We start from the raw sequence: 14,661 nt of genomic DNA, 5'->3' as shown, positions 1-14,661 counted from the left end.
TCGAGCAGCAGCAGGCCGGAGTCATCGGCGATCTTGAACACCAGGTTGAGCACGCCCGCCTGGGTGTCGTTGAGGTTGAGCATACGGCCCAGCAGCAGCGGCCCCATGTCGGACACCGTGGCGCGCACCGGGTGACCTTGCTCGCCAAACACGTCCCACAGCGTGACTGGGCAGGCAAAAGGCGCTGGCGCTTCAATGCCGCGCTCTTTCAGGATGCCGGCCATTTTTTCGCCGATGCTGCCGGCCTGGCTGATGCCGGTCAGGTCGCCCTTGACGTCGGCCATGAACACCGGAACGCCAATTTTCGAGAAGTTTTCAGCCAGCGTTTGCAGCGTGACGGTCTTGCCGGTCCCGGTTGCGCCGGTGATCAGCCCGTGGCGATTGGCCAGGGCCGGTAGCAGCACGCATTGGGTGGACGCATTCCTGGCAATAAGCAGGGGAGTAACCGTGGATTCAGCCATGAAGATGTCCCGCAAGTGAAAAAGTAAAATGAGGGTGTAGATTAAATCAATTAATCCATCGAATAAGGAATTGTGTCGTGGCTGGTCATAGTAAATGGGCGAATATTCAACACCGCAAGGGTCGCCAGGACGACAAACGCGGCAAGATCTGGACGCGGGTGATCCGCGAAATCATGGTGGCTGCACGCTTGGGCGGCGGTGACCTGGACACCAACCCCCGCTTGCGGCTGGCTGTGGAAAAGGCCAAGGCCGCCAATCTGGCCGCCGATACCGTCAAGCGCAACATCGACAAAGCCACCGGCAACCTCGAAGGCGTGAGCTACGAGGAAGTCCGGTACGAAGGCTACGGCATTGGCGGGGCCGCGATTCTGGTCGACTGCATGACCGACAACAAGGTGCGCACCGTGGCCGAAGTGCGCCATGCGTTTTCCAAGCACGGCGGCAACATGGGCACCGAAGGCTCGGTGGTATTTCAGTTCAAGCACTGCGGCCAGCTGATTTTTGCGCCCGGCACGAATGAAGACAAGGTCATGGAAGTGGCGCTGGAGGCGGGCGCCGACGACGTGATCACGCATGACGACGGCGCCATTGAAGTGCTGACGCCCTACACGGATTTTGAAACCGTCAGAATCGCCCTGGAAGCCGCCAGACTCACGCCCGAGGTGGCCGAGGTCACCATGCGGGCCGACAACACGATCGAACTGACGGGTGACGACGCCCGCAAGATGCAAAAGCTGCTGGACGTGCTGGAAGACCTGGACGACACCCAGGCCGTCTATCACAACGCCGAACTTTCCGAATAAAAACGCCTTGAAGCAACAACCTTGAGATCTGCAGCATGAAAGTTTTAGTGGTGGGAGGCGGCGGCCGGGAACACGCATTGGCCTGGAAACTGGCCCAATCACCCAAAGTACAGGCGGTTTATGTGGCGCCCGGCAATGGTGGCACGGCGCTCGACGCGCGGCTTGAAAATATAAACATCACCGATATTGACGCCCTGCAGGCCTGGGCCGTTGAAGAAAAGATAGCGCTGACGGTCGTCGGCCCCGAGCAGCCGCTGGCCGCAGGCATTGTGGACAAGTTCCGCAAACAGGGGCTGCGGGTGTTTGGCCCGACACAGGCCGCCGCGCAGTTGGAGAGTTCCAAGGCATTTTCCAAGGCCTTCATGGTGCGCCACCAGATTCCCACCGCGCACTACGCCACCTTTACCGATGCAGCATCGGCGCACGCCTACGTTGACGAAAAAGGCGCGCCCATCGTAGTGAAGGCCGATGGTCTGGCGGCCGGCAAGGGCGTTGTGGTGGCGATGACGTTGCACGAAGCCCATGAGGCGATCGAGTTCATGCTGCCCAGCGGCCCCGAGCACAACGTGCTGGGCGTTACCCACAACGAAGGCGGGGCTCGGGTGGTCATCGAGGAATTTTTGCTGGGTGAAGAAGCCAGCTTCATCGTGATGTGCGATGGTAAAAATGTGGCAGCCATGGCCACCAGCCAGGACCACAAGCGCCTGCTCGATGGCGACCAGGGTCCGAACACGGGCGGCATGGGCGCCTATTCACCGGCCCCCGTGGTGACGCCCGATGTGCATGCCCGCGCCATGCGCGAAATCATTTTGCCCACCATCAAAGGCATGGAAAAAGACGGTATCCCCTTCACCGGATTTTTATACGCAGGCCTGATGATCGACGCCCAGGGCAAACCCAAAACGCTGGAGTTCAACTGCCGCATGGGCGACCCTGAAACCCAGCCGATCATGATGCGCCTGAAAACGGACCTGTTCGACGTGATGATGGCCGCGACCTCTGGCGCGCTTGACCAGATCGAGCTGGAGTGGGACAGGCGGCCGGCGCTGGGCGTGGTGATGGCGGCGCACGGCTACCCGCTCAATCCGCGCAAGGGCGATGTCATTCGGGGTTTGCCGAAAAACGCCGAGGGAACCGAGGATGTCATGGTGTTTCATGCAGGCACGCAAAAACAGGGCGATGACACCGTCACCTCCGGTGGCCGCGTCCTGTGCGTCACGGCGCTGGCTGACACCGTCAAGGCCGCGCAGCACCTTGCTTACGAGGTGGCGCAAGGTATTTCATTTGACGGTGCCCAGTACCGTAAAGACATTGGATACCGGGCGATTAAATCCTGAGTACGCGATGCCTGGCGGCGGCCTTCGCGGCAGGCTGTCAGGCGCCTCTCCCTTGTATTTCTTATTTCCGGATTCGTGAGCATGATTGATTTACCGAGCGTCAGGACATTCTTGCTGGGCCTGCAGACGCGCATCACCAGCGCCGTGTCCGCACTGGACGGCCAGGTATTTGTGTCTGACCACTGGCAAAAAGAACCAGGTGAGTTGCTGCAGGGAAGCGGCATCACCCAGATCATGGAAGGTGGCCGGGTGTTTGAACGCGCAGGTTGCGGTTTTTCGCATGTGCGCGGGCCTCAACTGCCGCCCTCGGCCACCCAGCACCGCCCTGAACTGGCGGGTGCGCCATTTGAGGCCATGGGCGTTTCGCTGGTGTTTCACCCCCGCAATCCTTATGTGCCGACCGTGCACATGAACGTGCGCATGCTGGCGGCTACGCCAGTGGCCGGCAAGGGCGAGCCGGTTTGCTGGTTTGGCGGCGGCATGGACCTGACGCCTTATTACGGCTTTGACGAAGACGCCGTGCACTTTCACCAAGTCTGCAAAGACGCACTGACACCCTACGGCATCGACAAATATCCGCGCTTCAAACAATGGTGCGACGAGTATTTTTACCTCAAGCATCGCCAGGAGCAGCGCGGCATTGGCGGGGTATTTTTCGATGATTTCCAGGAACTGGGCATGGACAACAGCTTTGCCATGATGCAAAGCGTGGCGGATTCGTTTTTACAGGCCTACCTTCCGATTGTTGAACGCCGGCAGGACACGCCGTATGGCGAGCGCGAGCGCGATTTCCAGCTTTACCGGCGCGGCCGCTACGTCGAATTCAACCTGGTGTGGGACCGCGGTACCCACTTTGGCCTGCAATCGGGGGGGCGCACCGAGTCGATTTTGATGTCCATGCCGCCGCTGGCGAGCTGGTCCTACCAGCGCCAAGTGGAGGCCGGGTCTGCCGAAGAGCGGCTGTACAAGGAATTCCTGGTCAGGCGGGACTGGGTTTGAACGCAACAAAGGCGCCAGGGACTCAGCGCATTGGCGTGTTTGGTGGCGCGTTTGATCCGCCGCACAACGCGCACATCGCACTGGCGCAGGCCGCGCTGGCGCAGTTCAGGCTGGACCGGCTGTATGTGATTCCCACTGGGCAAGCCTGGCACAAGGCCCGGGCACTCAGTGCCCCGGCGCACCGGCTGGCCATGACCCGGCTGGCATTTGAAGATATGCAGCATGTCGTGGTGGATGACCGTGAAATTCAACGTGCAGGACCCACCTTCACGATAGACACCTTGCAGGCCCTGCAAGCGGAAAATCCGCAGGCTCAAATCTACCTTTTCATTGGGGCCGACCAGTTTGCCGCCTTCCGGCAATGGCACCGATGGCAGGACATTCTTGAAATTGCTATAATTTGTATAGCTGATCGCACACAATCCGTGCTGACCCAGACGCAATTTGATGCTTATGCTGGCAGTAACTACCGGTTCTCCAGGCTAGAACTACCCCTGATGCCTGTCAGCGCCACCCAGATTCGCCAGCTGATGGCCTCGGGTGAAGCCACAGCCGGGGCCATCGCCCAACTGGTCCCCGAGCCGGTTGCGCGTTATATTTCGCTTAAGCAGCTATACCGTTCCCATTAATTTTTACCTCATTGAAGCAAAACACTGCATGACCTCCAACATTGACAAAACCACCGGCACCGAAGGCAAAAAAGATGTCCAGAAATTGCAGCGCGCCATCATCGACGGGCTGGAGGATGTCAAGGCGCAGGATATCCAGGTATTCGACACCGAACACATCACCTCGCTTTTTGAGCGCGTGATCGTCGCATCCGGGACCTCCAACCGACAGACCAAGGCGCTTGCCGCCAGTGTGCGCGACGCCGTGCGCGACGCCGGCTTTGCCAAGCCCCGCATTGAAGGCGAGAGCAATGGAGAATGGATCATTGTTGATTGTGGTGCAGTCGTCGCCCATGTCATGCAGCCGACCATTCGCCAGTACTACAACCTGGAAGAGCTTTGGGGCGACAAACCCGTCAAGATCAAGCTGGGCGCACCCGCACCTTTGGTGAAGGCGGCCAAGCCTGTTGTGAAGGAAGTGGCTGAACCCGTTGCCAAACGCAAGCCTGCCGCAAAATCCGCGCTCAAAGCGGGGGCCAAAAAACCGGTCAGGGCCGCAAAAGCACCGCCCAAGGATCCTGCCCTGGTGCTTGCCCATGTGACCGACTCCAGCTATGTGGGCCGGGTGGGTAAAACCAACGACTGGACCGCCAAGCGCAACGCGACAGCGCCGGCCGCTGAACCCGCCGTGAAAGTGGTCAAGCCCCGCGCCAAGGTGGCGGCCAAGGCTGCGCCAGCAGACAAATCGACGGCCAAAGCCCCTGCAACCAAAACTCCTCTGGTCAAAGTGCCTGCCGCTAAAAAGATGGTCGCCCGAAAAGTCGCTGTTAAAGCTGCAGCCAAACCGGCTGCGAAAAAGCCAGCAGCCAGGAAAACCACTCCCCGGAGCAAATGAAGCTGACGATCGTCGCCGTCGGCCAGAAGGTGCCTGACTGGGCACAGACCGCTTATGACGACTACGCCAAACGCTTTCCGCCCGAGCTGAAAGTGGAGCTCAAGGCCGTCAAGACCGAGCCTCGCGCATCCAAGACCCTGGACAACTTGCTGGCGGCTGAACGCGGGCGCATTGAAGGCGCCATTAGCCGGGGCTGCCACGTGGTAGCGCTGGATGAGCGCGGCACGGCGGTGACGACCATGGCGCTTGCCGAGCGCCTGAAGCGCTGGCAGTTGTCTGGCGACGATGTCGCCATCGTGATTGGCGGGCCCGATGGGTTGGATGCGGGCTTCAAGCAAGCGGCGCATGAGCGTTTGCGCCTGTCAGACCTGACGCTGCCGCATGCCATGGTGCGCGTGCTGTTGATCGAGCAGCTCTACCGCGCCTGGAGCATCACCATCAACCACCCTTACCACCGCGAATAAAAATGATATCCGCATGTGTTGCTTCGCGTACCAAGGTACAAGCGCTTATTTTGGCGTTCGCCCATGGATGACTTTGTCTATCTAGCCTCCCAAAGCCCAAGGCGCCGGCAGCTGCTTGAGCAACTCGGCGTGCGGTATGAATTGCTGCTGCCTGATGCCGCTGAAGATGCTGAAGCCCTGGAGGCCGTGCTTCATAACGAGGTGCCTGCGGCCTACGTCAAGCGGGTCACGGGTCTCAAGCTTGATGCGGCTGTAGCGCGCCGGAAGCAGCGCCAACTCCCACCCGCCCCCATTTTGTGCTCCGACACCACGGTGGCGCTGGGGCGCATCATTTACGGCAAGCCAGACGATGCCCGCGACGCTGCCCGCATGCTGGGCGAACTGGCCGGCCATACGCATCGCGTCTTGACAGCGGTAGCGCTGCAGCGAGGGGATCAGCGGTTTGAGGCGCTCAGCACTTCACGGGTAAGCTTTGATGCCATGACAGCGGACCAGATTCGGGCTTACGTCGCTAGCGGGGAGCCCCTGGGCAAAGCCGGCGCCTATGCGATACAGGGCAGGGTAGCCATGTACATCGCCAAAATCAACGGCAGCTACAGTGGCATCATGGGGCTTCCATTGCGCGAAACGGCCTTGCTGCTGCACGCCGCCCGCTTCCCCATTTAGCGTTTCACTTTTTACTGCCCATGCAACAAGATATTCTCATTAACTGGTCGCCACAAGAAACCCGGGTGGCCGTGATTGAGCAGGGCGCGGTGCAGGAATTGCAGGTTGAACGCACGCTTGAGCGCGGCATTGTGGGCAATGTCTATCTGGGCAAAGTGGCGCGCGTGCTGCCCGGGATGCAATCCGCCTTCATCGACATTGGCCTGGACCGTGCTGCCTTTTTGCATGTCGCCGACTTGATGAGCAGCATCACCAGCCGTCACGCGGATAACGGAGCACAGACTGCAGGCGCGTTGACGCCTTCAGGGACGGCACCGCTTCAGCCGATTGAAAGGCAGCTGTTCGAGGGACAGGCACTGATGGTGCAGGTGCTCAAGGAGCCCCTTGGCAGCAAGGGCGCGCGCTTGACCGCGCAGATCAGCATCGCCGGCCGATTGCTGGTTTTTTTGCCGCAGGACAACCACATCGGCATCTCGCAAAAAATACCGCCACGCCAGCGGGAGGAGTTGCGCCTGCGGGTGCAGGCACTGGCGGGCGAAGCCGGCGGAGGTTTCATACTCAGGACCAACGGCGAAGACGCCCTGGACGCCGCACTGGCAGAAGACATCGCCTATCTACGCAAAACCTGGTCGCGTATCAAGAGCGCTTCGCAGCGCCTGCCGCCTGCCTCCGTGCTGCACCAGGACCTCAGCCTGCTGCAGCGCGTGCTGCGCGACGTGGTGGTCGAGAGCACCCAAACCATCCGGATAGATTCCCGTGAGCAGTTTGGAAAGCTGAAGACATTTGCCGAAGAGTTCATGCCTGCGACAGTCGCAAAGCTTCAGCTCTACAGCGGTGAGCGCCCCATATTCGACCTGTTCAACGTGGACGAAGAAATCACCAAGGCGCTGGGCCGGCGAGTAGACCTCAAGTCGGGCGGTTACCTGATCATTGACCAGGCGGAAGCCCTGACCGTGATAGACGTGAATACGGGCGGCTTTGTAGGAGCCCGTAACTTTGACGACACTATTTTCAAGACCAACCTGGAAGCGGCGCAGGCCATTGCCCGGCAACTACGCCTGCGCAATCTGGGAGGCATTGTGATCGTCGATTTCATCGATATGACCAAAGAGCACCACCAGGATGCCGTGCTGGCCGAATTTCAGAAGCAGTTGGCACGCGACCGGGTCAAAACCGCAGTGAATGGGTTCTCTGCGCTGGGTTTACTGGAAATGACCCGCAAACGCACCCGCGAATCGCTGGCCCATCAGTTGTGCGAGCCGTGCATTGCCTGTACCGGAAAAGGTGTGGTTAAAACAGCCCGAAGCATTAGCTACGACATTCTGCGTGAAATTTTGCGCGAAGCGAGGCAGTTCAATCCGCGCGAATTCAGAGTGGTGGCGTCGCCCCAAGTGATAGAGATTTTTCTGGATGAAGAAAGCCAGCACCTGGCGAGTCTGAGCAGTTTTATTGGAAAACCGATCTCATTGCAGGCCGAAGCGGCTATGGTGCAGGAGCAGTACGATATTGTGCTGCTGTAATTTCTCCAACTTGAGAACTAAATCAATCTATTAAAAAGATCGATATGTTTCTGCATTTCAGTCTCCAAATTAAATTTTCTTCCTAGTATTCCTGGCCCAGCGCGTCCCAGCTGCTCACACAAGGCATTATTGGTAAGAAATTTTTCTAAAGTACGGGCCAACGAGATCGGGTTGGCAGGCTCAAACAGCAGTTCAGGACTTACAGCACTAACCAATTCCAGCGCTCCACCGACATTTGACGTGACCACTGCAAGCTCGGCCGCCATGGCCTCGGCAATGGCGTTTCCGATACCTTCCCCGGGCGCAATCGTGGGCTGCACATACAAGTCAGCCTGTGCAAGAAGTTCTCTGGCATCTTTGCGGTATCCCAAACACAAGACCCTGTCTTTCAGTTCGGGGGATAGGGCTATTCGTTTTCGCGTTGATTCACTGACCTCGCCAATCCACATCAGTTTCCAATCCTGAAACTGGAGGTGGGATTCAAGCGCATCCAGTAAATATCCCATGCCTTTGATTGGGCGCTCGTTGGCGATGGTCGCGATGACCTTTGTACTTTGAGTTGACCGGCTACTGTGATCGCGCTTGGTGGCGGTTGGGACCAGTGATGAATAGCCCTGGTAAATCGTAACAAATTTCCCTGGATGCCACGGCCAGAAACGTCGAGCCTGCTGTTCAAGACGACTTCGAATCGCATCAGACATGCATATAACGGCATCCAGTGACGGATTCAAATAACTGAACCAGTCCTGTAAATACCAACAGCTGATACCACCGACTGCGCCTCTCGTACCAACAATCGGTACGGATAGTTTTGCTTCCCGCTTCGCTTTTAATGCTACAGATAATGCCCTGCTCGTGTAGCAGAGACATATATCCGGTTTATTTTCAACAATTATTTGAGCGTATTGCCTGGCGGCTTGTTTATCGAGGCGACCACGCAGCGGAACCTGAGCGATGATTCGCAGATTGCTCTTCCATTTAGGAAATTTTTCGAGCTGTTGAGGGTCGATGACACATAAAACTTCATGGCCGTGTTGACTCAGCCCAGAAAGTAGCTGCTCAGAGTAGAAATCGAGATCTTTCGTAAAAACCAGAATTTTCAACATGACTCAGGTGCTACTTGAAGATTTAGTGCCCAGGCTATCGTCACCGGAGTTATTCGCAAACCGCAGCATCCTTGAATAGGGTCCCGGGCGCGATGTCAGTTCCTTGTGATTGCCGATTTCCAGGAAGTTGCCTTTCTCCATCACCACAATTTTGTCCGCGTGTTCGATGGTGGACAAGCGATGCGCCACTATCAGGGTGGTTCGACCGCGCATCAGTCTTTGCAGTGCGGTCTTGACGGCTTGCTCGGAAGCAGAGTCCAGCGCGGAGGTGGCTTCATCAAGAAGCAGTATGGGGGAATTTTTATAAATGGCCCGTGCAATGGCGAGCCGCTGGCGTTGACCGCCCGAGAGTTGGGTAGCGTTGTGCCCCACCGTGGTGTCCATGCCTTCGGGCAGACTTGATATGTAGTCAGACAGATTTGCCGCGTCAAGGGCTTCTGCCACACGGGCACGATCGACTGAATGGCCCAAGGCGACGTTAGCTGCAATAGTCGTGTTGAGCATGACAACATTCTGGTCGACATATGCAATTTGTTGACGAAGTGCGTGAATGTTCCATTCCCGAATGTCCACACCGTCGAGCAATACCTGGCCTGATGAAATATCTACAAAGCGGGGCAACAAATTAACCAGGGTAGTTTTTCCAGAACCCGAAGATCCAACAATTGCGATGGTTTCTCCTGCCTTGATGGAGAGGCTGAACCGATTGATGGCGGGTACGGCGTCGGCTTTATACACCACGCAGACGTCAGAAAAATCGATGTTGCCAGACGCCCTGGATTTTTCATAAACCCCTCCCATCTCATCGTCCGTCAGGTCCATCAGGTCCAGGCCACGCTCGAGTGCAGCCAGTCCTCTGGTCACTGGTGTGGCCGCATCGGACAAGCTTTTGACGGGCGCAATCAATAGCAGCATGGCCGTCACGAATGCCACAAACCCCCCCACAGTGGTTGTGCTTTCGGCACTTTGAACCAACGCAATAGAGATCACAGCCGAAAGCGCCACAGCCGCCAGCACTTGCGTGATGGCGCTCATGCCCGCATAGGCTGCGGTTGACTTCATGGACAGGCGGCGCAGCGAATGGCTCAGGACGTCGAAGCGGTCAGCCTGGCTGGCTTGCGCATCATGGAGGCGGACATCACGGTAGGCCATGACGTTTTCTTCCACGACATAGGCCAAATTATCGGTGGCCCTCTGGCTCTCTTTAGTCAGTCTGTAAAGTCGCTTGGACAAAACCTGAATGACGAGTCCAACCGCTGGAAATAAGAGTGCAACGATGAGGGTAAGCTTCCAGTTCAAATAAACCAGATACCCGATGAGCGCCAACAGCGTCAGCAGATCCCGCGCAAGTTTCATGATCGCATTGATCAGCAGGGACGAGCCATTGAAAACTTCATACACCACGGTATTGGCAATGGCGCTGGAACTCTGGTCCGCGAACAAATTGGTCCGGGCCGTCAAGAGCTTGCCAAACATGGCCTTGCGCAGCTTTAGCAGACCATCGTTGGTGACCTTGGCCAAGGCAAACTGCGCCAAAAAACCAGAAAGGCCTCGTAGGGTAAACAGCAGCATCAGCGCAAGCGGAACCAGCCAGAGGCTAAACGAGTCCTTTTGAAAGCCACGATCCAGCAGCGGTTTTAACAAGGCCGGTATGAATGGCTCGGTGGCTGAAGCCGCAATGGTCGCGCCAATCGCAAGCGCCCAGCCCGCCCGTGAACCGCTGAAATACGGCCAAACTCGCGCAATTCTGCGGAGCATTGTTTTTTTCTTTGCCACATCAGCGGCACCTTCTTGTGGGGGCTCTATCACGTGGTTTACTTGCTATGAACGGGTGAAATGCTGTGGTCTTGCGGTTTGCTCTGGGCAAGTATAGTGCGCGGCCCTACCGCTTTAGAATCGGACGCAATGCTGTTAACTCCTGTACAAGACACCGCTATCAATAGCACTGCGCCCTCTATTTGCCCCCCAACTGGCGAGTCACTGCGCGCCTGGCCCAAGCGGCTTTTACTGGTGCTATTGGCCTTGTTGATAGCCGCGCCAGCGTCAACCAAAGTGGCTGGTGCCGCATGGTTGCTGATTGGACTCATCGGTTTGTGGGCGGTTCTTCGCATTCCTGTTGTGCGTTCGGTCAATAGCGCTTTGGTGCAATCGAGCCTGGTATGGCTTTCTGCCTGCTTTTTGGCTTTTGCACTGCAAGCTGTTGTCACCTATTACTGGGCCGACCCGTGGGGCGACCGACATGTTGAAGTTCGTTTACTGCTTGGCGCAGCTGCCACCTTCGCATTGGTGCGCCGGCTTTGCTTGTCGCCTCAGCAAAAAACCTGGCTGACACACGCACTGGCACTGGCTTGCTGGGTTGCGCTAGGCATAAGTTATATGTATGGCCGCGAGACACCCAGCAACGCCATACCCTGGGCGGCAGGCGTGAGTTTTTTTGTTTGTCTATTGCTCCCCTTGTCCATGCAGTCACATGTTACGGGCTGGCGGCGAGGAGCATGGAGTGTCTCGGTATTGGCAGGCGTGGCGGCCGTCTTGCTAAGTCAGTCGCGGGGCAGCTATGGGTTGGTGCTTTGGCTCGTCTTGTTCGCTGGAATAGCGGCTGTAACACAGTTAATTCAGCGTCGCAGGTCGATGGGCAAGGCGTGGTCAAGGGGAGCAGCCTCCCGTTTGGGTAACGCGGTGGTCGCTGTCAGCTTGCTGGTCTTGGTGCTCGTGAGCTTTCCGCGTATCCATCAGGAGCCTTTAGCCCGCGTCCAGCAGGCCTGGAGTGAGATCAAGGAAATGAGCGCGCCCTCTTTACCCCAAGCCCAGGTAATCAATTCCTCGGTTGGTGCGCGACTTTACATGTGGCGAATGGCCTTCAAAGAAATTCGCGAGGCCCCGCTGCTCGGCCATGGGAGCAAAGCACGAATCGCCTGGATTCACCGCCTGGGTGAGTCAAGTGGGTCAGACGCCATAAAAAGCCTGGATCATTTGCACAGTGACCTGTTGACGACCGTGTTTGACCATGGCCTGCTGGGTCTGCTCAGCTATCTGAGCCTGGGAGTTGCGCTTGCATGGATTGCGCTGCGGAGCAAGCTCTATGACGCCAGACTGCGCTGGAGCGTGGCTGGGGTACTTTGGATGCACTTGAGTTCGGGCTTGACCAACACGAACTTTGGGCATAACTACTACGGCGTGATGCTGGCATTGAGTCTGGCGCTCGCATGGATGCTCTCGACAGATGAAACAAAAGAAGCTTGAGATTGACTCCAGCGCGGCGTTCTTCGCTTCAGGTGCTTCAGGTTTTGTGTTTCATGTGGCAACTTATATTTAAACCGTCAAGAGGTATTCATTGACCCGCTTATCCGTCATCGTGATCACCAAAAATGAGGCTGCGAATATCGAAGCTTGCCTTCGCTCGGTGCCATTTGCAGACCAGATCGTGGTACTGGATTCAGGCAGCACCGACGACACCGTCCGGATAGCGCGCTCACTGGGTGCAGATGTGAGCATTAGCCATGACTGGCAGGGCTTTGGCATCCAGAAAAACCGGGCACTGGCGCTAGTTAATTCTGACTGGGTGCTTTCACTGGACGCCGATGAGCGGCTTTCGCCCGAATTACAGACGGAGATCCGCGCTGTACTTGATGCGCCTAGATTCGACGCTTATTCCATCCCTAGGCTATCGAGTTTTTGCGGTCAATACATGCATCACTCCGGCTGGTACCCCGACCGCGTGACGCGTCTTTTTCGCAGGCAAGCAGCCCGGTTTTCAGATGATCTGGTGCACGAAAGAATTGTGACTTCAAGCGTGGTCGGAAAGCTTCGCGCCGAACTGTTGCATGAAAGCTACCGGAACTTTGAGGCAGTCCTTGATAAAGCCAATCGTTATTCAAGCGCAGGCGCTCAAAGCTTGCAAAACAGAGGCAAAACAGCATCGCTGCAGACTGCGCTTGGACATGGACTATGGGCTTTTTTTCGAACTTATTTTTTACGTCTGGGGTTTCTGGATGGCCGCATGGGTCTTGTCTTGGCCATTTCAATTGCGGAAGGCACTTACTACAGGTATTTGAAACTATGGCTTCTCGGTCGGGATTCCGGAGAGGGTCCGCCGGTATCTTGAACGCCACTGGAAGTCAGCAACAAACTGTTTCACCTCCCTATTCTGGCCGAGTGTTTATTCGGTGTACAACAGGAGCGCCATAGTCATGGTAGCTGAAGCTATAACTTTGACAGCTTGCTGCGCCTATTCTTTTGGATCAGTGATATGGCAACATGCAGATTTCCATCTCGAACCGACTTGGGATTGCTGCTAAACCAGGCCCCTAACAAAAACCACATCAATTTCGGCCTCGCTGAAATATTCGTGATCAAGCGCCCGCCAGCGAAAATGGCGGTGTCAGACGACACTAAAACTGATCTGTTGGCGCTGAAAAAGGGATCTATGGATTCGACCTTGAATCGCCCGCAAAAGTAACCGAACTGGAATAGGTAAAAATTTTTTATGCGCATCTCATCTCCTTTCAACCGTCGAACTCTTATTGGCCTGCTGGCGGTGGGTGCGTCGCCAGTATTCGCACAATTTCGGGTAGAAGTGTCCGGCGTGGGCCTGACGCAATTACCTATCGCGGTAGCCGAATTTCGTGGCGAAGCGCAGGCGCCTCAGAAAATTGGCGCGATCGTCAGGGCGGATCTTGATCGAAGTGGCATGTTTCGGGCGGTTGATGCCGCTGGCCTGGTAGCAGACGAGAACACGCGGCCCGACCTGGCCAATTGGCGGCAAAAAGGTGCTGATGCGATGGTGACGGGCAGTGTCTCGCCCCTCGCTGACGGACGATTCGATGTCCGGCTCCGCTTGTGGGACATGGTGAGGGGGCAGGATTTGGGTGGGCAGAGCTACACAGTGTCCAAGGCTGATTTACGTCTTTCTGCACACCGTATTTCCGACTTTGTCTATGAAAAGCTCACGGGTGAAAAAGGCATTTTTTCAACGCGGATTGCCTACGTTACCAAGGCGGGCCAGCGCTACAACCTCTGGGTGGCAGATTCAGACGGGGAGGGTGCCCAGTCAGCGCTTGCAAGCGCAGAACCGATTATTTCGCCCGCCTGGTCACCGAGCGGCGCCCAGTTGGCTTATGTTTCCTTTGAGTCCCGAAAGCCTGTCATTTATTCGCACGATGTTGCGACTGGAAAACGTCGTCTGCTCGCCAACTTCAGGGGCTCGAACAGCGCACCAGCCTGGTCACCGGACGGCAAGCAACTGGTCGCGACCCTGAGCCGGGATGGAGGTTCGCAAATTTATGCCTTGAGCCTCACAGGGGGCGATCCCAAAAGGCTGACGCAGTCCTCCAGCATTGACACTGAGCCGGCCTATTCGCCGGACGGAAGGTACGTTTATTTCGTGAGCGATCGTGGCGGCGCGCCGCAGATCTACCGCATGAGTCCTGCTGGCGGCAACCCGGAAAGGGTGACCTTCACGGGCAGTTACAACATATCCCCGGCGGTCAGCCCTGATGGACGCTGGCTGGCTTATGTTTCAAGGGTGGGAGGCGCATTCAAGCTTCACGTGATGGAAATTGCCGGTGGTACGGCCACCGCTATCACAGACACTTCAGCCGATGAAAGCCCGAGTTTTGCGCCGAACAGCCGCTTGATCGTCTACGCGACCCAGCAGCAGGGCAAAGAGGCGCTGATGACTACGACGCTGGATGGCAAAATAAAGGCAAGACTGTCGGGCATCAGCGGCGATATCCGCGAACCGGACTGGGGTCCTTTCCAGCGATAGACCCTGATATCTCATTTGTTATTGTTATTGTTATT

14 protein-coding genes are annotated in these 14,661 nt (G+C 56.9%); 11 read left to right on the top strand and 3 right to left on the bottom strand.

Annotation, left to right across the window (positions count from 1 at the left end; all coding sequences use genetic code 11):
• A partial coding sequence (locus IV091_RS18425) for a helicase HerA-like domain-containing protein (RefSeq protein WP_293470929.1) occupies window positions 1–461 on the bottom strand: 461 nt, incomplete at its 3' end.
• Window positions 462–538: 77 nt separating this feature from the next.
• Here IV091_RS18425 and IV091_RS18420 point away from each other — a divergent pair.
• From IV091_RS18420 to rng, 8 genes are all read left to right on the top strand, one after another.
• On the top strand, window positions 539–1,264 hold the full coding sequence (locus IV091_RS18420; RefSeq protein WP_293470928.1) for a YebC/PmpR family DNA-binding transcriptional regulator: 726 nt from the start codon (window positions 539–541) through the stop codon (window positions 1,262–1,264).
• A gap of 35 nt (window positions 1,265–1,299) precedes the next feature.
• The gene (gene purD, locus IV091_RS18415; RefSeq protein WP_293470926.1) at window positions 1,300–2,601 is read left to right on the top strand and encodes a phosphoribosylamine--glycine ligase; all 1,302 of its coding nucleotides are present in this window, start codon (window positions 1,300–1,302) and stop codon (window positions 2,599–2,601) included.
• An 81-nt stretch (window positions 2,602–2,682) separates the two neighbouring features.
• On the top strand, window positions 2,683–3,600 hold the full coding sequence (gene hemF, locus IV091_RS18410; RefSeq protein WP_293470924.1) for an oxygen-dependent coproporphyrinogen oxidase: 918 nt from the start codon (window positions 2,683–2,685) through the stop codon (window positions 3,598–3,600).
• A complete protein-coding gene (gene nadD, locus IV091_RS18405; protein WP_293470923.1) occupies window positions 3,597–4,229 on the top strand; it encodes a nicotinate (nicotinamide) nucleotide adenylyltransferase in 633 nt (210 codons plus the stop codon). Before hemF ends, nadD begins: the two co-directional genes overlap by 4 nt.
• Before the next feature lie 28 nt (window positions 4,230–4,257).
• Window positions 4,258–5,103: a ribosome silencing factor gene (rsfS, locus tag IV091_RS18400; protein WP_293470921.1), complete on the top strand. Its 846-nt coding sequence runs from the start codon at window positions 4,258–4,260 to the stop codon at window positions 5,101–5,103.
• Entirely contained in the window at window positions 5,100–5,567 is a 468-nt protein-coding gene (gene rlmH / locus IV091_RS18395; protein WP_293470919.1) for a 23S rRNA (pseudouridine(1915)-N(3))-methyltransferase RlmH, read from the top strand. The genes rsfS and rlmH overlap by 4 nt, the downstream gene beginning before the upstream one ends.
• A 63-nt stretch (window positions 5,568–5,630) precedes the next feature.
• On the top strand, window positions 5,631–6,233 hold the full coding sequence (locus tag IV091_RS18390; RefSeq protein ID WP_293470917.1) for a Maf family protein: 603 nt from the start codon (window positions 5,631–5,633) through the stop codon (window positions 6,231–6,233).
• 20 nt (window positions 6,234–6,253) lie between these two features.
• Entirely contained in the window at window positions 6,254–7,753 is a 1,500-nt protein-coding gene (gene rng, locus IV091_RS18385) for a ribonuclease G (RefSeq protein WP_293470915.1), read from the top strand.
• Window positions 7,754–7,770: 17 nt separating this feature from the next.
• Here rng and IV091_RS18380 read toward each other — a convergent pair whose 3' ends face one another.
• Window positions 7,771–8,859 (bottom strand): glycosyltransferase family 4 protein, encoded by a 1,089-nt coding sequence (locus tag IV091_RS18380; protein WP_293470913.1) that lies wholly within the window; start codon window positions 8,857–8,859, stop codon window positions 7,771–7,773.
• 3 nt (window positions 8,860–8,862) lie between these two features.
• Window positions 8,863–10,617 carry a lipid A export permease/ATP-binding protein MsbA gene (gene msbA / locus IV091_RS18375; RefSeq protein WP_293470932.1) on the bottom strand — a complete coding sequence of 585 codons (1,755 nt, stop codon included), beginning with the start codon at window positions 10,615–10,617 and terminating at the stop codon, window positions 8,863–8,865.
• Between the two features lie 312 nt (window positions 10,618–10,929).
• Here msbA and IV091_RS18370 point away from each other — a divergent pair, with 312 nt between their 5' ends.
• The 3 genes from IV091_RS18370 (at window position 10,930) to tolB (ending at window position 14,626) form a co-directional block, all read left to right on the top strand.
• Window positions 10,930–12,102 (top strand): O-antigen ligase family protein, encoded by a 1,173-nt coding sequence (locus tag IV091_RS18370; protein WP_293470911.1) that lies wholly within the window; start codon window positions 10,930–10,932, stop codon window positions 12,100–12,102.
• 91 nt (window positions 12,103–12,193) lie between these two features.
• Window positions 12,194–12,964 (top strand): glycosyltransferase family 2 protein, encoded by a 771-nt coding sequence (locus tag IV091_RS18365; protein ID WP_293470910.1) that lies wholly within the window; start codon window positions 12,194–12,196, stop codon window positions 12,962–12,964.
• Window positions 12,965–13,345: 381 nt separating this feature from the next.
• A complete protein-coding gene (gene tolB / locus IV091_RS18360; RefSeq protein WP_293470908.1) occupies window positions 13,346–14,626 on the top strand; it encodes a Tol-Pal system beta propeller repeat protein TolB in 1,281 nt (426 codons plus the stop codon).
• The last annotated feature ends 35 nt before the right edge of the window (window positions 14,627–14,661 follow it).

It is taken from the genome of Polaromonas sp., from assembly GCF_018780625.1.
Classification (GTDB): domain Bacteria; phylum Pseudomonadota; class Gammaproteobacteria; order Burkholderiales; family Burkholderiaceae_C; genus Polaromonas.
This window is presented reverse-complemented; position numbering and strand designations above follow the sequence as displayed.